At 44.2% G+C, this 18,542-nt stretch carries 13 protein-coding genes; 8 read left to right on the top strand and 5 right to left on the bottom strand.

Features of this window, described 5'->3' with window-relative positions; translation table 11 throughout:
* The first annotated feature begins 8 nt into the window (after positions 1-8).
* From ABLA33_RS02230 to ABLA33_RS02195, 8 genes are all read left to right on the top strand, one after another.
* Positions 9-1,226 (top strand): bifunctional 3,4-dihydroxy-2-butanone-4-phosphate synthase/GTP cyclohydrolase II, encoded by a 1,218-nt coding sequence (locus ABLA33_RS02230; protein WP_347719066.1) that lies wholly within the window; start codon positions 9-11, stop codon positions 1,224-1,226.
* A 35-nt stretch (positions 1,227-1,261) separates the two neighbouring features.
* Positions 1,262-1,957, top strand: a complete 696-nt coding sequence (locus ABLA33_RS02225) for a Bax inhibitor-1/YccA family protein (protein WP_347719065.1) — start codon at positions 1,262-1,264, stop codon at positions 1,955-1,957.
* Positions 1,958-2,000: 43 nt separating this feature from the next.
* A complete protein-coding gene (locus ABLA33_RS02220) occupies positions 2,001-3,194 on the top strand; it encodes a pyridoxal phosphate-dependent aminotransferase (RefSeq protein WP_311491229.1) in 1,194 nt (397 codons plus the stop codon).
* A 180-nt stretch (positions 3,195-3,374) separates the two neighbouring features.
* Entirely contained in the window at positions 3,375-4,844 is a 1,470-nt protein-coding gene (locus tag ABLA33_RS02215; protein ID WP_347719064.1) for a TolC family protein, read from the top strand.
* Positions 4,845-4,880: 36 nt separating this feature from the next.
* Positions 4,881-5,867, top strand: coding sequence for an efflux RND transporter periplasmic adaptor subunit (locus tag ABLA33_RS02210; RefSeq protein ID WP_347719063.1), 987 nt, complete (start codon positions 4,881-4,883; stop codon positions 5,865-5,867).
* 10 nt (positions 5,868-5,877) lie between these two features.
* Positions 5,878-7,038 (top strand): ABC transporter permease, encoded by a 1,161-nt coding sequence (locus ABLA33_RS02205; RefSeq protein WP_347719062.1) that lies wholly within the window; start codon positions 5,878-5,880, stop codon positions 7,036-7,038.
* A gap of 51 nt (positions 7,039-7,089) precedes the next feature.
* Positions 7,090-8,322: an ABC transporter permease gene (locus ABLA33_RS02200; protein ID WP_311491225.1), complete on the top strand. Its 1,233-nt coding sequence runs from the start codon at positions 7,090-7,092 to the stop codon at positions 8,320-8,322.
* 662 nt (positions 8,323-8,984) lie between these two features.
* Positions 8,985-11,912, top strand: a complete 2,928-nt coding sequence (locus ABLA33_RS02195; RefSeq protein WP_347719061.1) for an outer membrane beta-barrel protein — start codon at positions 8,985-8,987, stop codon at positions 11,910-11,912.
* 141 nt (positions 11,913-12,053) lie between these two features.
* On the opposite strand, the gene ABLA33_RS02190 is transcribed toward ABLA33_RS02195, so the two are convergent.
* From ABLA33_RS02190 to murF, 5 genes are all read right to left on the bottom strand, one after another.
* Positions 12,054-13,253 (bottom strand): acetate kinase, encoded by a 1,200-nt coding sequence (locus ABLA33_RS02190; RefSeq protein ID WP_347719060.1) that lies wholly within the window; start codon positions 13,251-13,253, stop codon positions 12,054-12,056.
* Positions 13,254-13,266: 13 nt separating this feature from the next.
* Positions 13,267-14,277: a phosphate acetyltransferase gene (gene pta / locus ABLA33_RS02185; protein ID WP_311490503.1), complete on the bottom strand. Its 1,011-nt coding sequence runs from the start codon at positions 14,275-14,277 to the stop codon at positions 13,267-13,269.
* A 126-nt stretch (positions 14,278-14,403) separates the two neighbouring features.
* On the bottom strand, positions 14,404-14,967 hold the full coding sequence (gene efp / locus ABLA33_RS02180) for an elongation factor P (RefSeq protein WP_183694188.1): 564 nt from the start codon (positions 14,965-14,967) through the stop codon (positions 14,404-14,406).
* 127 nt (positions 14,968-15,094) lie between these two features.
* Positions 15,095-17,104: a M13 family metallopeptidase gene (locus tag ABLA33_RS02175; protein ID WP_347719059.1), complete on the bottom strand. Its 2,010-nt coding sequence runs from the start codon at positions 17,102-17,104 to the stop codon at positions 15,095-15,097.
* A gap of 13 nt (positions 17,105-17,117) precedes the next feature.
* Positions 17,118-18,413, bottom strand: a complete 1,296-nt coding sequence (gene murF / locus ABLA33_RS02170; RefSeq protein WP_347719058.1) for a UDP-N-acetylmuramoyl-tripeptide--D-alanyl-D-alanine ligase — start codon at positions 18,411-18,413, stop codon at positions 17,118-17,120.
* Positions 18,414-18,542: the final 129 nt, after the last annotated feature.

The following is an 18,542-nucleotide window of genomic DNA, read 5'->3' as shown; positions in this document are numbered from 1 at the left end:
TTCTCCTTATGGATAAAAATTTCAAATTGGCAACCATTGAAGAAGCGCTGGAAGATTTCCGCGCCGGAAAGTTCGTCATCGTAGTTGATGATGAAGATCGCGAGAATGAGGGCGACCTCATCATGGCGGCCGAATTCGCCACTCCAGAATCTGTCAACTATATGCTCCGCTATGGACGCGGAGTACTATGTACTCCTATCACTATTGAACGCTGCAACCAACTAAAACTCGATCGACAGGTGAGTGACAATACCAGTATGCTAGGCACTCCTTTTACCATTACGATCGACAAACTTGAAGGTTGTACGACTGGCGTAAGTGCTCACGACCGATCAGCCACCATTCGCGCTTTAGCTGATCCCAAGAGTCGCCCCGAAACCTTCGGCCGCCCTGGACATATCAATCCTTTGTATGCACAAGACCGAGGCGTATTAGCGCGCGCTGGACATACCGAAGCCGCCGTTGATTTAGCACGCTTATCTGGGTTGCAGCCTGCAGCCTGTCTTATAGAGATTCTCAATGAAGACGGAACGATGGCTCGAATGCCACAACTACAAGAGTTTGCTCAGAAAGAAGGCTTAAAGGTTATAACTATAAAAGATCTTATTTCCTACCGCTTAAAGACGGAATGCTTAGTAGAACAAGGAGAAGAAGTGAATATGCCCACCGAATACGGCAACTTCCACCTCATCCCTTTTCGTCAAAAAAGTAATGGTTTAGAGCATGTGGCTCTAATCAAAGGAAAATGGGAAAAAGACGAGCCCGTTTTGGTACGTGTTCACTCATCTTGTGTCACTGGAGACATTTTCGGTTCTGAACGCTGCGATTGCGGCGAACAACTTCATCGCGCCATGCACATGGTGGAAGAAGAGGGCAAAGGAGTCATTCTCTACCTCAATCAAGAGGGACGCGGCATCGGACTAATGGCAAAAATTGCTGCATACAAGCTGCAAGAAGAAGGCTATGACACAGTAGATGCTAACATTCATTTAGGTTATGACCCTGATGAGCGAGACTACGGTGTAGGCGCACAAATTTTGCATCTCATTGGTGCGCACAAGATGCGACTTATGACGAATAATCCCGTGAAGCGCGTAGGCTTGGAAGCTTATGGATTAGAAATCGTTGAAAATGTCCCCATTGAAATTCAGCCTAACAAATATAACGAACGCTACCTCCGCACGAAGAAAGAGCGTATGGGGCACAAGTTACATTTCGAGAAATAAGCAAACGCAATTCAGTAAATTAGAAAAGAACTATTATGGACAATATGTATAACAATTTTGGAGAGGTAACAGAAACGAAAGTTGCCTTCGGCGCCCTTATGCGCAAAGTGTATCTTTGGATGACACTAGCTCTTGCTATAACAGGATTAACTGCTGCTTGGGTAGCACAATCTGGCGCAATTTATCAGATTTCACAAGGTTGGTTCTTTGGTACTATCGGACTCGAGCTCTTACTCGTTATCTTTCTCTCCACGCGCATTTGGAAGATGTCATTCGCCACAGCAGGTGTCACTTTTGCTCTCTACTCCATACTCAATGGCGTTACGATGAGTTTTATCTTCTTAGCCTATGAATTCAACACTATTGCAACAACGTTCTTTATCACCGCTGGAACGTTTGGTGGAATGGCACTTCTGGGCTATATCACTAAGAAAGACTTGAGTGTCATGGGCCGTTTGTTCTATATGGCACTCATCGGACTTATCATTGCTGGCATTGTCAACCTTTTTGTAGCAAACAACACTTTCGACTGGGTTGTTTCAATCGCAGGTGTACTCATCTTTTGTGGAATCACAGCTTGGGACTCACAGCGCATCAAAATCATGCTACAAGAAATGGGCGACGAGGAAAATGAGAATACTTTGAAATTAGCACTTATAGGAAGCTTGGAACTCTATCTTGACTTTATCAACATCTTCCTTTATCTGCTCCGCCTCTTCAAGGACAATTAAAGAAAGCCAAAAAACACAGACTATCATATCTAATCCTAATATAATGAGCGTACTATCAGATTGCGTGAACCGACTGCAGCCTAGTGCAACACTGGCTATGTCGCAAAAAAGTGCTGAACTAAAAGCACAAGGTATTGACATCATTAATATGTCTGTAGGCGAACCCGACTTCCCTACGCCGCAGCACATCAAAGATGCAGCAAAGCAGGCTATTGATGACAACTGGACTAAATACTCTCCCGTGCCTGGCTATCCTGATCTGCGTAAAGCTATTTGTGACAAACTCAAAAATGAAAATGGACTGGATTACGAGCCAGCTCAGATAGTTGTGGGCAATGGTGCTAAACAAGCTGTTTGTAATGCCATTATGGCCCTTGTCAATCCTGGTGATGAGGTTATTATTCCTGCTCCCTATTGGGTAAGCTATCCGCAAATGGTACTAATGGCGGGAGGTACACCCACCTTTGTTGGCGCTACTATTGAACAAGACTTCAAGATCACTCCCGACCAACTTGAAGCTACCATCACGCCACAAACCAAAGCTCTCATCCTCTGCTCCCCCTGCAACCCTACGGGGTCAGTCTATAGCCAAAAGGAAATGGAAGCTTTGGCAACTGTGCTTCGTCGATATCCTCGCATTTTTGTCATTGCTGATGAAATTTATGAGCACATCAACTACAGTGGACTCCACGGCTCTTTAGCAAAATGTGAAGGAATGAAAGATCGTTGCATTGTTATCAATGGTGTGAGTAAGGCTTATGCAATGACTGGGTGGCGCATCGGTTTCTTAGCAGCAGCTCCAGAAATAGCGAAGGCCTGCTCTAAGCTTCAAGGACAATACACCAGCGGCCCATGCAGTGTGAGCCAAAAAGCAGCTGCAGTAGCGTTTGCTGGTCCACAGGATTGTGTTGAAGAAATGCGCAAAGCCTTTGAACGCCGCCGCGATCTTATCGTAAGATTGGCCAAAGAGATTCCGGGGTTTGAAGTGAATGTCCCAGAAGGAGCTTTCTATCTTTTCCCGAAATGTAGCTACTATTTTGGCAAACGCGACGGAGATTGTGTCATCAATAACTCTACCGACTTTGCGCTCTACCTTCTTGAAAAGGCACACGTAGCCACTGTTGGTGGCGATGCTTTTGGTAGTCCTGAATGCTTCCGAATGAGCTATGCCACTAGCGATGAGAATATCATTGAAGCATTGAAGCGTATCAAAGAAGCTGTAGCCCTTCTGAAATAAGAAGAAGCTTTTTTAAAAATATATTTTCTCAAAACTGCTGCTCACCAAGTTCTATTTTCTGAGCAGCAGTTTTTTTCTTTTTATGTTTTAATTGGTCAAAAAGTCCGATTCCTCATTTCGTCTATAAAAAAGGTCTTAACTTTGCGGAAGTAATTTATAATAGGAAAAAAACAGATACTTATGATTAAGCGTTGTATCGTTTCTTTGGCCATTTCTCTTCTTGTTCTTCCGTCTTTACAAGCACAGCGCACGCTTTCTTTGGAAGAATGCCGAAGGTTAGCCATAGATAATAATAAGACTTTAGCACAGAGCCGACTCAATCAAGAAGTGGCAGAATACACCCAAAAGGCAGCAAAGACCAACTATCTTCCAAAACTTTCAGCCACAGCTGGCTATATGCGTTCGGGTAAAGAGTTTTCCATTCTGAGCAAGGAACAGAAAAATGCACTCACGGGCAACGGGACTGCTCTTGTCAACGGCTTTGGACAAACGGCCCAACAACTATTGCAACAGAATCCTACCCTCGCACCGCTCATCCAACAACTTACGCCAATTCTTCAAAGTGTGGGCAATATCATTGATGGAGCCGGACAACGGGTTGTTGATGCATTCCGAACAGATAATCGCAATATGGCAGCGGGAGCTGTGATATTAACACAGCCACTCTATATGGGTGGAAAAATTCGGGCCTACGATAAAATCACACGTTATCAGCAGGATTTAGCCAACGAAAAGCTACGCGGTGATGAGCAGGAAGTCCTACTTCAAACCGACCAGGCCTATTGGCAAGTTGTTTCTTTGGCAAACAAACACAAGTTGGCCACTAGCTATCGCAACACATTAAAAAAATTGGACGATGATGTGCAGAAAATGATTCGCGAAGGTGTAGCCACAAAAGCTAATGGGCTACAAATCGCTGTAAAGCTCAACGAAGCAGAAATGCTCGTAACAAAGGTGGAAGACGGATTGGCTCTCTCGCGGATGTTACTCTGCCAACTTTGCGGTCTGCCGCTCGGAGAACAAATCACAACCGAGGATGAAACGAAGGAAGATCTAAAGGTTAGCAATGAAAATGCTACTCCCGATGTTGAAATAGCTTTCAACAACCGTCCTGAACTCTGCCAGCTGCAAACAGCACAAAACATCTACGATGAGAAAATCAATATCGTACGTTCAGAATTTCTTCCGCAAGTGGCATTGCTCGCTGGATACGGACTTACCTACCCCAATGCTTACAATAGTTTTGAAAAGAAATTTCGCGGAGACTGGCACGTTGGTATCACGCTGAAAGTACCACTTTGGAGCTGGGGAGAAGGACGCTACAAAGTGCGTGCGGCCAAGGCAGAAGCAACAATCACAACACTGCGTGCCACTGAAGCTCGAGAGAAAATAGAGCTACAAGTAAACCAGGAAACATTCCGTGTGAATGAAGCCAACAAAAAGCTAATGATGGCACAAAAGAATCTAGAAAAAGCCAACGAAAACCTAAGGGTAGCAACACTCGGATATAAAGAAGGTGTCATCACCATGACCGATGTTCTCTCCGCCGAAACAGCATGGCTGCAAGCACATAGTGAAAAAATCGACGCAGAAATCGACTGCAAGCTAACACAAACCAGCCTGCAGAAAGCTCTTGGTACTCTCAATTAAACAATCTTTTATTCATCTGTAAAATCATCAATAAATATGGCTACTAATAATAAAGGAAAAGTCAATCTGATTCCTGCAATCCTCATTCTTATTACTGTGATTGTCTTGGTGGTACTGGCAAGTCTATATGCTTTCCGCCATGAAGACGAAACGCTCGAAGGACAAGCCGATGTCACAGAATATCGAGTATCTAGTAAAGTGCCTGGCCGAATCAAGAAGTTCTATGTTGAAGAGGGGCAGTATGTTCACGCGGGCGACACATTAGCCGTCTTAGAAGCTCCTGAAGTTACGGCAAAACTAGAGCAAGCTCAAGCCGTGGAGAATGCCGCAGCAGCACAGAGTCAGAAAGCCGACAACGGAGCGCGCAAAGAGCAGATTCAAGGAGCCTACGATATGTGGCAAAAAGCCAAAGTTGGGGTTACGATTGCCGAAAAATCTTGGGTACGCGTTAAGCGTTTAGCCGACGAAGGAGTGCTCCCTGCTCAGAAGCTGGACGAAGTTACTGCACAACGCGATGCGGCCATTGCCACAGAAAAGGCGGCAAAGTCGCAATATGATATGGCGGTCAACGGTGCTCGCATAGAGGACAAAGAAGCAGCACGTGCACTTGTCAACCAAGCACGCGGAGCCATTAAAGAAGTGAGCTCATACATCAAAGAAACATATCTCTTAGCGTCGGCCGATGGTGAAGTAACCGAGATTTTCCCTTCTGTAGGAGAACTTGTTGGTACGGGTGCCCCCGTTATGAATGTTGCATTAATGAACGATATGTGGATGACTTTCAATGTGAGAGAGGACAACTTGAAACTCTTCCGCATGAACCAAACGGTCAAAGTGAATATCCCCGCGTTGAACAAAGAAGTAGAAGCCAAAGTTTTCTACATGAAAAATCTTGGCAGTTATGCCACATGGAAAGCCACAAAATCCACCGGACAGTTTGATATGAAAACTTTTGAAGTGAAGGTGCGCCCCACAAAAAAAGTTGAAGACCTACGCCCGGGTATGTCTGTACTCTTAAAATAACAATGTCATCATGAAGGAGATCATAAAAATAGCCAAACGGGAATACCAACGGATGAAGAATAACCCCATCTATTGGTTTTCCATCATCTTTGCTCCCCTTCTCTGCATTGTCTTTTTTACTACGATGATGTGGCAGGGGCTTCCCACTAACCTCCCCATCGGAATGGTAGACCAAGACAACACCACTACGACGCGAAAGATTGCACGCAACCTTGATGCGTTTCAGCAAACAGCCATCGTACAAAACTATCCTGACGTAAGTAGTGCACGACGAGCTGTGCAACGTGGAGAAATTTATGCGTTCTACTATATTCCCAAAGGTACAACAGCAAAAGCCAATGCGCAGAAAATTCCCACGATCTCGTTCTACACAAATTATGCTTACCTCATAGCAGGTTCACTCGTTATGCGCGATATGCGCATGATGTCCGAATTGGCATCTGGATCGGCTGGACGGTCGGTCCTTTATGCACGTGGTGCAACGGAACAACAGGCTCTTGCTTTCTTGCAACCTATTGTTGTTGACTCTCATGCCACCAACAACCCATGGCTCAACTACAACATCTATCTGAGCAATACAATTGTTCCAGGTATCCTAGGTATCTTCCTCTTCATGATGACTGTCTATAGTATTGGTACAGAAATCAAAGAAGGCACGGCACATGATTGGATTCTAAAAGCACGCGGAAATATGCACCTGGCTCTCATTGGAAAACTCCTGCCCAACACTCTCCTATTTCTCCTGGTGGGGTGGACCATAGTGTTCTACTTTTATGGATATATGCACTTCCCCTGCAATTCGGGAATTACCGATATGCTGATTCTCATGACGCTCTTCATCCTTAGCTGCGAAGCGCTTGGCGTTCTCATGATTACCATCCTGCCCACACTAAGAATGGGACTGAGTTTTGCTTCGCTATGGGGTGTCCTCTCGCTAAGTATCTGCGGAATGTCGTTTCCTGTCATGGCGATGCACCCTGCTCTTCAAGGCTTATCGTGGTTATTTCCTCTTCGCCACTATTTTATTCTGTATGTCAACTGCGCGCTTGATGGCTACAATCTCACAAATGCTTGGCCATACCTGGCAGCACTCGCCGGTTTTATCCTCTTATCCATCATCACAACCCCTATTTTAAAGCGCGAACTCCTAACGGTAAAATACGTACCATAACCTCTGACTCTACACTTACTCTCATTTGGTAAATGTAAAACTTATATCATTATGTCAATACTGAAGAATAGACAACAAGCCTTAGACGATTGGAATTATATCTTCAAAGCTGAATTGAAGAAAGTGTTCCAAGATAAAGGTGTGCTTATCTTCTTTATCTTAGTGCCCCTTGCATACCCACTGATCTATGCGTTCATCTATAACAACGAAGTAATCCGCGAAGTCCCTGCAGCCGTTGTCGACTACGACAATACGGCTTTATCGCGACAGTATATTCGCAACGTAGATGCCACCCCCGATGTTCGCATTATAGCTCATTGCACGAGTATGGCCGAGGCGGAAAGGCTCATCAAGAATCGTGAGGTTTACGGCATCGTCCGTATTCCTTCTGACTTCACGCGGAACATCAACACCATGCAGCAAGCGCATGTGGGTGTGTATGCAGACATGAGCGGACTCCTCTATTATAAAGCACTGGTTCTAGCCAATACCAACGTGTCGCTGGCCATGAATGCAGACATCAAGGTACAAAGAAAACCCAGCACAACAGCAGAACAAGACAAAGTAACGCAAATGCCCATACGCTATGAACAAGTGGATCTCTACAACCCTCAAACGGGCTTTGCCTCGTTCCTCATCCCTGCCGTTCTGATCCTCGTGTTACAACAAACTCTTGTTCTAGGCGTGGGACTCTCTGCTGGAACAGACAACGAAAGTAACCGCTACCGCGAATTGCAGCCCATCAATAGCCATTTCAATGGCATGCTACGTATCGTTTTTGGCAAAGGTTTTGCCTATTTGCTTATCTATCTCTGGAACATAGCTTTTGTGCTTGAAGTTGTACCGCGCATCTTCCATCTGCCCCAGATAGGCAATCCTTTAGACCTTTGGCTCATTGCCATTCCTTTCTTGTTGGCCATCATTTTTATGGCCATGACGATTACATTCTTGATTCGCCAACGCGAAACAGGCTTCATGCTCATCGTCTTTGCATCTGTTCCGCTGCTATTCCTCTCAGGCGTCAGCTGGCCAGGGGTAAGTATTCCTACATTTTGGAAATATGTTTCCTATCTTTTCCCCTCCACCTTTGGCGTGAATGCCTATATCAAAATCAATAGTTTAGGTGCTGAAATGGGAGATGTAAAACCCGAATGGCATGCACTATGGATACAAACTATTTGCTATTTCACCACCACTTGCATTATCTACACCCTCAACATCCGCCGCAGCCGTCATCGCTTCATTGAGATGTACCGAGAAAGGAAGAAGAGAAAACGCAGATAGAACAAGATTGCTATTCTTATCAACTATCCCTCATCACATCATCTGCCTGCCTATTACCATTCCTGGTCAGCAGGCAGATTTTTTAGTATCTATATTGCTGCACAAGAGATACAACAGCTAACTTTCCTCTGAAAAACTCTATACGATCAAACTTCATCAAAGCTTTACTGATGCTTTTAAGCATCATAGATAGTTGATTACGAAACATTTGTATAAAAAATAAGAATTCTAAAGATTTGCTTCAGCTTTCTCTAAAGGAGCCATAAAAATCGAATAAAGGCACTCATAAATATCCTTATTGCGTTTGAAAATACAATAAGGCTGTCAGCTGACTTCCTTATTGCGTCAGCTGACTGCTTTATTCTATTTTTAGCTACAACAAATTACAACCTTTATAGGATACGATAAAGAAATTACATCAGTCTGCTATTCTGAGTATTTCTTCCTATCCCTACTTTCTCCCCGTATTTTCTTCTCGCCTCAGCCAAACAAAATCGCGCAAACCATCGCTCATTTTCTGATAAGTTGCAACTTATTATAAACAAATAACTGCTTATAGAAGCTAAAAAAAGACTTTTTTCTTTGCAATTATATATATATATATATATATATATTTGCAAAATAGTTATGCTAAATTCTTTCTTAACCAGAAATTCAAAATCATGAAACGTATCTCTTTCGTTCTTTTACTTATTTTCTCACCTCTTCTTTGCCTTTATGCACAGAATGGAGAAATAACAGGTAGAATCCGTGATCTCATCACAGAGAATAGCATCGATTCTACAGCAGTGACACTGCTGAGAACTGACAGCAGCAGAGTGGGAGCCACTTATGCAATAACAGAGCTCAGCTATACGGAAATAGATGGAAAACCGATTCGGGATAGGAATCCGAAAGATGGAGCAATGTTCATATTAAAAGTTCCGAAGCCAGGTCGCTACATTCTGCGCTGCATGGCCGTGGGCTACAAAACAATGTACTTTCCCATCCACGTGAAATACACCTCTGCAAAAACAAAATATGATGTGGGCGACTTCTATTTGCAGGAATCTTTTGTACAATTGGGAGAGGCTGTAGTGAAAGGTACCAAAATACGCATGTTCTACAAAGGTGATACGCTTGTGTATAATGCCTCTGCTTTCCAACTTCCTGACGGCTCTATGCTTAATGATCTTGTTGCTCAACTACCTGGAGCAGAAATACGCGATGGCAACATTTACGTCAATGGGCGCTTAGTTGAAAATCTGCTGTTAGGAGGAAAAGACTTTTTCAACGGCAATCCTCGTGCAGCTCTGGCAAGCTTACCCGCCTACGTGGCAAAGAACGTGAAAGTGTACACGAAGAAAGGCGAAAAGAGCAGCATGATGGGAAGCTCGATGGGAGACGATCAATTTGTGATGGATGTGCACTTGAAACGGAAGTATATAGGCACTTATATAGGTCAATTGGTGGCAGGATACGGAACAAAAGATCGCTATCAGGCAGGATTTAATCTAATGAAATTCAACGACTGCCAAAGTTTTAGCTTAGCTGGAGACTTCAATAATCGCAGCCAACAGTTTCAATATGCAAGAGACGGGGAGAGAGGGAATGCAGAAAAGAGCGGGAAACACCGCAGAAACTATCTGACTTTCAATTACCAATATGAGCCTAACGGAAAGATACGTTTCACAATGGGTGCAGACTATCATGACAATGCGGTGCATAATGATGAAGGGTCGAGCCGAGAGAATTTCCTTTCAGGAGGTAATACGTTTATTCGCACGTCCAATGTGTCCTACATTGACAATATGTCAGTGGCAGGCCGAACTCGTCTGACGCTTCGTCCACGCAAGAATCAATTCTACGAAATCAAATATTCCATCAACTACCTGAAAAATCACGGATATAATCACATCCGGACGGCCAACTACAACGCAAATCCTTTGGAGAAAGACTTCTACGCTTTAATGGACAGTACGTTTTCGAGACTTAACACCAACGTGTTCCTTCAGTCCATCTTGCTCAGCCGCCTTCAAAACCGGGTGCACTTCGATAGCAAACAACTCAACCATCAGGCCTCTTTCTTGATGCACAATGCCTTTGGAGGGAATTTACTGAATGTTGAGGGCGAGTTTGCTGCCACTAATCAAGATGGACATCGTTATGACTTATATAATCTGCGCTACAGTCGCCCCACACCTCAAACGGATTTCCGAAATCGGTATGTGGCGTCACAAACTGACTCCTACCACTATTTAGGGAAAATTTCTTACGATTGGAAATATAGGCAGACAGAAAAGGCCGATGGACTTTTAACCCCTTACTACAGCTTTGCGTACGATAAAAACTGTAACAACAACCCTCTTTATCGCCTTGACCTCTTAGGTGGAACATGGGGAAACTTCGATACGTCTGTATTGGGAGTACTGCCTTCCAACGCTACAGATTTGGAACAGGTACTGAGTAGTGCCGACAGCTATTGGGGCAATCTCAGACAAAAGAAGCATCTGCTGGGTGCAAACTGGCAACACGAGCTAAAGCTTGCCAATAGACGATGGTTGAAATTCAACGTTACAGCAGAAACGGGATATTTGGACAGTCAGTATAATTATTGGCGCTACGGAAACAAATATCCAGCCACACGCCATTCTTGGCTTCCTTCTCCTTCGGTCAGACTGACATATAACCCCATCGCGGAGGATCGTGGAGGAAGAGGCACAAATTGGGTATTGTCTGCGTCAAGTCGCAAAGAGCAAGTCAACCTTTATCATCTTATCGACATTACTGATGCAGCAGATCCGCTGAATGTGTCCAAAGGAAACTCGCAGCTACATGACACATGGATAAACAATGTTTCATTGCAGCACATGCGCCGTTTCTACAAGACAAATACGAATCTCTATAGTGGAATTTCCTTCAATTTCTTGAAAAACGCTGTAGAAATCTCCACCATCTATGATCGGACAAAAGGTGTGCGCACGACACAGCCCGTCAATGTCGATGGAAACTGGAATGCAGGCTTCAACTTTATGGTAAACACACCATTAGACAAGGATCAGAGATGGATTATCTTTTACATGGCAAGCATAAACGCCTATCACAGTGCAGACTTAAGTTATACCACAGCAGGCAGTCACAACGAAAAATACAATGTAGACAGACTGGATTGGTCAACAGGTATCATGCTACAAAGTCATCCCACAGCTTGGCTGAATCTCTCTAGTTCTTTCACTGCTTTCATGAATAATATCAGAGGCTCCCGCCCACAATTCGAAAAGATTCATACCACCACATTACTCTACGGCCTTCAGGCAATTGTGAACCTACCTGCCAAGTTCATTCTGTATGCGAACTGCGACTTCGCTTCACGCTTTGGTTATAACGACGCATCGCTCAACGAAACGCGTGTAAACATCGAGACAAGTCTGGAGCGCTCTATCAAGAATTTCACTTTAAAGTTCCAAGCTTGCGACCTCTTAGCACGTAATCTCTACACTACTAATTCTATCGACGCACAAGGTCGCACCGAAAGCTTTGCAACAACAATTCCCCGCTATTTCCTCTTCTCATTGACATGGAGATTTAACAAAATAGCCAACCGAAAATAATATAAATGCAAACTCTTTTATTGCTCTTATATAGCTATCCGAGGGATAAAACAAAACTGCCACTTATCTGAAAAAAGATAAGTGGCAGTTGAAATTATAAGTAGTAGGTAAGTTTCTCCTCCAACTATTAAAGAAATGAATCTACTGCTTAGCAACAAGCTGCATCGTATCAGTAGCAATCATCAATTCTTCATCCGTCGGGATAACAGCTACCTTTACTTTACTTTCAGGCAGAGAAATAAGTTCTTCTTCACCATTATTGCGCTCGTTCTTTTCTTGATCAAGCTGTATACCTAAGTATTCCATTCCTTCCATTGTAGCCTTACGCACATCCCACTGATGCTCGCCTACGCCAGCAGTGAAGACAATGACATCAACACCTCCCATAACGGCCGTATAAGCACCTATGTACTTCTTAATGCGATAGGAATACATATCAAGAGCCAGTTGAGCGCGCTCGTTGCCCTTTTCGGCTGCATCTTCCACTTCGCGCATATCACTGCTCACACCACTGATGCCGAGCAGACCGCTCTTCTTGTTGAGCAGGTCGATGGCTTCTTCCGGAGTTTGGTGCTCTTTCTCCATAATATAGAGAATGGCACTGGAGTCGATGTCACCCGTGCGCGTACCCATCATTACACCTTCCAATGGGGTAAGTCCCATAGAGGTATCAACGCATTTGCCATGATCAACAGCAGAGATACTTGCACCATTTCCGATATGGCACGTAATCATACGCACATCTTTAGGATCGAAGCCGAGAACTTCACCTGCTCGTGCAGTCACATAGCGATGGCTCGTACCATGTGCTCCATAACGGCGGAAGTTATAATCTGTATAATAATTATAAGGCAGACCATACATGAAAGCCTTAGGCGGCATTGTCTGATGGAAAGCTGTATCGAAAACGAACACCTGCGGAAGATTGGGTAACTGTGCACGCACTGCAAGATAGCCTTTCAGATGGGCGGGGCTATGAAGAGGAGCTAATTCCATAAAAGGCTTCCATCCTTCTAGCATTTCATCTGTCACAATCTGGCTTTCAGTGTAAGTACCACCAGCCACAATACGATGGCCCGCAGCATCAATCTCGTCAAGGCTCTTAATTGCACCAATCTCAGGATCGAGAAGAGTGTCGAACATCAATTTAATACCTTCCGTATGAGTGGGACACTCGTGGCTGATAATTTTCTTTTCGCCATTAGGAAGAGCTACTTTATTGAAAGAGCCGGCTAAACCTACTTTTTCAATGCCGCCTGCTGCGAGGACGGACTTGTCGGTCATGTCGTACAGCTTGTACTTGATGCTGGAACTACCGCAGTTGATAACAAGGATTTTCATAAATAGAGGAATTTTACTGTTTAGCCGCCTGTGCTTGACAAGCTGTGATGGCTACCATATAATAAATGTCATCGATAGAGCAACCGCGGCTCAAATCATTGACAGGACGAGCAATACCCTGGAGAATTGGACCTACTGCAATGGCATTGCCCAAACGCTGAGCGAGCTTATAGCCTATATTACCCACCTCAAGGTTGGGAACAATCAGCACGTTAGCTCTACCAGCGATCTCACTGCCTTTGGCTTTCTTCTCTGCCACGGAGGGAACAAGAGCTGCATCTGCTTGGAGTTCTCCATCTACTTTCAATTCAGGATAATGTTCATGAGCCAAGCGAGTAGCCTCAACCACCTTATCAACTACTTCATGAGAAGCACTGCCTTTAGTAGAGAAACTCAACATAGCCACGCGAGGATCGGTAATACCGGCTACAGACTTTGCAGTCTCTGCAGTGCAGTAAGCAAACTGAGCCAACTGTTCAGCTGTAGGAACTGGAGTGACAGCGACATCACTCATCACAACAACGCCATCTTCACCGTATTGATGCTGCTGAGTAATGAGCAACATAGCACCACTCACACAAGTGATACCAGGAGCACACTTGATGATTTGAAGAGCGGGACGGAGCGTATCGCCCGTAGTACTGAGTGCACCAGAGATTTGGCCATCGGCGTCTCCATTCTTAATAATAAGACAGCCCAAATAGAGAGGATTCTTCACCAAGTCACGAGCCTGCTCAATTGTCATACCCTTCTTCTTACGAAGTTCGGCGAGCAGTTGTGCATATTCCTCAGATTTTGGATTGTTCTCTGGGTCGATAATAGTAGCTTTGCTGATATTCGTCAGGTTGAAAGCTTCAACTTGTTGCTGAATTTTAGCGGGATTTCCAATAAGAATAATGTCGGCGAGAGCGTCGGCAAGAGCGCGGTCAGCAGCCTTAATAGTGCGTTCCTCCTCAGCTTCTGGAAGAACGATACGCTGCTTATTGGCCTTAGCGCGGACAATAAGATTTTCTAAGATATCCATTATTTATTAAAAAAATATTTATGTATGATGCAAAGGTATAAAAAAATGTGCTAATGCACACATAGGTACATTAGCACATTTAGTATAAAAACTTATTTCGGAGTGGATTACCCGCTCAAAAGTAGCTTACTTCACGCGGTTGAGATAAGAACCATCGCGAGTATCTACCTCGATAACTTCTCCTTCATTGATAAAGAGAGGTACGCGAACTTCAACTCCGGTTTCAAGCTTGGCTGGTTTTGTTGCGTTTGTAGCGGTATCACCCTTCAAACCAGGTTCTGTGTAAACAATCTTAAGCTGTGTTTTGACCGGCATTTCAGCATACAGAATGGTCTCTGTAGAAGCATCGCTAACAACGTCGAGAATATCACCTTCTTTCATAAACTCCACACCTGTGATAAGCTCTTTCTCAATCATGACATCATCGAATGTTTCCTGATTCATGAAGTGGAAATCATCACCATCAGCGTAGGTGTATTGGAAGGGGCGACGCTCTACGCGTACATCCTCGAGAGCTTCACCGATATTGAAGCGCTTTTCCAACACGTGGCCAGAAACAACATCCTTCAAAGTCGTACGCATAATTGTGTTACCCTTACCTGGCTTCACGTGAAGGAAGTCGATGCAGAAATACAGTTTACCATCCAAACGGATGCAAGTACCTTTCTTAATCTCTTGTGATTTAATCATCTGATATGTATTGTTTTATTCTTATATTCGTATAAGCGGCTGCAAAAATACTAATTACTTAACTAACAAGCAACGGAATTCTGCCTTTTTTAGCTCTGCGCGATTGTAACATAGCAGTTAGCAATGGTTACCATATCTGCACTTTGTCAGCACGATACATTTTATCGCCTGGCTTTACATGAAAAGCGTCATAGAATTCTTGGATATTGGACAATGGACCTAATACTCGCCATTTTGCGGGCGCATGTTCGTTGCTTTTCACCTGTGTTGCCAAAGCCTCGGGGCGCATCTGTAGCATCCAAGCTTGAGCATAACCAAGGAAGAAGCGTTGCAACGGAGTGAAACCGCCAATCTGCTCTCCAGCTTGATATTGTGGTGTCTTCTTAAATGCTTCTAAGGCAACAATAACACCACCGAGATCAGCGATATTCTCACCTTGCGTCAAACTACCATTTATATGCAAGCCTGGTGTCACTTCATATTCGTTGAACTGTTTAACAATCTGCGCGGTGCGAGCATCAAACTGTTTCTTATCAGCTTCGGCCCACCAGTTATGAAGGTTACCATCTTTATCATACAGACATCCTTGATCGTCGAAACCATGCGTAACTTCATGTCCAAATGTTCCACCAACGATGGCATAGAGGATAGCATCGTCTGGCATTCCCGTAAAACCTGGTACAAAAATATTGCAACCAGGTATCACTATCTCGTTGTTCGATGGATTGTAATAAGCATTATACGTTTGCGGTTCCATGTCCCATTCTGTGCGATCCACTTTCTTGCCATAATGGGACAAGTGTCGCTGCATCTCCCAAATGTTCACGTTCATCACATTACGAACATAGGACTTACGGGAGATCTCCAACTGGCTCATATCCTTCCACTTGTCTGGATAGCCCAGTTTCATCACCACTGCATTGAGTTTGTCGAGTGCCTTTAATTTTGTTTCTTCGCTCATCCAACTAAGATTGCGAATGCGGGTAGCAAGCTCCGATTTGACAGCATTACCAATTTCTAAAAACTTTTCTTTCGTTCCCTTTGGTAAGAAATCTTGCACGTAAACTTGTCCCACGAGATCGCCCAAGGCATGATCCGTGCTCGTAACGGCCCGCCGCCAACGAGAACGAGGTTGCTCGATACCACGCAATGTCTTTGAATAAAAGTCAAACTGAGCTTGGAAAAGAGCATCATCCAAAGAAGATGCAAGCCCATTGACATAATGGAACAAAAGATAATTGTTCCAATCAGTCATCGAGATGCGAAGAAGCATTCCGTCAAGATGTGTGAAGAATTCTGGTTGTCCCACAACAACCGTATCAACATCTTTCAGCCCTAAAGTCTTTGTCAAGAGGGACAGAGAAAGATGAGGAGCCAGTTTCTCAAATGCCGTCGCACTCATCTTATTGAAGTTGCTCAGAGGATCGCGCGTATCTTCTCGCTTGCGACTGTGTTGCGCCAATTCGGTTTCTATGCTAAGCAACGTCTCTGCTGCTTTTCGCGCTTCTTCTTCAACAAAACCTGCACGTTTGAAAACTATCGTTGCGTATTCCACAAAACGCTGACGGATGCGCTGTGTAGCCTCATCATTTTCCACGTAATATCTACGATCGGGTAGCGACAAGCCACCCTGATTCAAATAGAAAGCATACTTATCACTTTGCTGCTGATCCTGCCAAACGCCAAAAGAAAAAAGCGCACTACTGCTTACACGCGTGATATAAGCCAACATACGAATCAGCGCATTAACATCCTTCACCGAACGAATCCGCCGAATATCACTTTGCAGTTCTGAAATACCACGCTTGTTGCGCCCTATGCTATCCATATAAGAAGCATAGAAATCGCCTATCTTTTGGCGAGCAGAGCCTCTCAATTGCTTGCGATTACTGGCTTCTTGACAGATACGACGAATTTGATCATCAATGGTATCCTGTATCACCGTAAAAATTCCATTGTCTTTTTCTGTTGCAGGGATGGGATTCTGACGAAACCATGTGCCGTTGGCATATTCAAAAAAATCGTCCTGTGGGCGAACAGATGTATTGATATGCGAAACTATTGGGTCTACGCTCTGTGCTGTTGCAGTGGCAGCCACGCAAACTATAGCAGCAAAGAGCGTTTTTATTCTTATCATTTTCATTGAGCAATTATAGCACATCTGGCAATTGGAACAATTTCTGAGAATTGCTTCCTTTAATGAGTATCATGTGATTTTCTACGGGGTCTGCTGCCAGTGCTTCTTTTACAGCTTCCACATTTTCAAAATAGCGATATTGATGGGCAAAGGGTTTAAACTCTTCGCCAACAAGCCAAACAGATTCGAGATTCAGCTGATTGAGCAAATCAATAATCTTTTGGTGTTCTTCAACACTTGCTGCTCCCAACTCGCGCATACCGCCCAAGATGGCCATTTTGTGTGGAGACTCTATTAGGCGGAAGTTTTCCAAAGCAGCTTTCATACTGGTGGGGTTGGCATTATAAGCATCAACCACGAGCGTATTCTTGGCTGTGCGCTTCAGCTCACTTCGGTTATTTGTCGGTACATAAGCTGCAATAGCATGTGTCACTTGTTCTGGCGTCACGCCAAAGTGAACGCCAATGGTAGCAGCTGCCAAAGCATTGTCTATATTGTATGCGCCAATGAGTTGTGTCTGCACTTCTTGCCAGATTCCCTCTTTCACGCGCCAACGGAAATGCAAGAAGGGGTTGCAATTCAGCACCTCGCCTTCCACATCATAGCCTTGTCCTGGACGCCCGTAAGTATATGCTTTCAAACCTTTCGCTATATTGAGCAAATATTCATTGTCACCATTGAGAAAAATATAGCCACCTGCTTTCGAGCGGAGATAATCGTAAAGCTCTCCCTTCGTATGGATAACGCCCTCGAAACTTCCAAAGCCTTCCAAGTGAGCCTTACCAACATTCGTAATTAAGCCACAATCAGGATCTACGATATTTGCCAGAGCTTTGATTTCTCCAGGATGATTTGCTCCAGTTTCTATCACAGCTATTTCGTCTTTTTCTGTCAAACGCAGGAGCGTTTTGGGAACTCCTATGTGGTTGTTCAAATTGCCGAGCGTATAGAGTACGCGATATTTCTCAGCAAGGACAGCACTGGTGAGTTCCTTTGTGGTAGTCTTACCATTTGTCCCCGTCACCTCCAATATCGGTGTCCCCAACTGATGGCGGTGGTAAGAGGCCAGTTGCTGCATTGCTGTCAAAACATCATCAACAAGAATCATGCGATCATCATTTCCCACCACTTTTTCATCGTCAACCACAGCAAAGGCGCAGCCTTTTTCGAGGGCCATAGTTGCAAATTTATTACCATCGAAAGTTTCTCCTTTCAACGCAAAGAAGATTGCCCCTTTCGGACACTCGCGCGTATCCGTCGTAATGACAGGATGCTCGCAGAACAGTTTGTACAAGTCTGCTGTATTCATTTCTTTCATTCTAAATATCGTGCGAATTTACAAGTTTTTTTTCGCAGCCTACTTCTTTTCCGACAGATACCTTACCTTTATGGAGCTTTAGCAGTAAAAAAAGAGATAGATACAAGCATGGTCAGCGGA

Origin of the sequence: uncultured Alloprevotella sp., from assembly GCF_963536905.1 — a bacterium.
GTDB lineage: Bacteria > Bacteroidota > Bacteroidia > Bacteroidales > Bacteroidaceae > Alloprevotella.
This window is presented reverse-complemented; position numbering and strand designations above follow the sequence as displayed.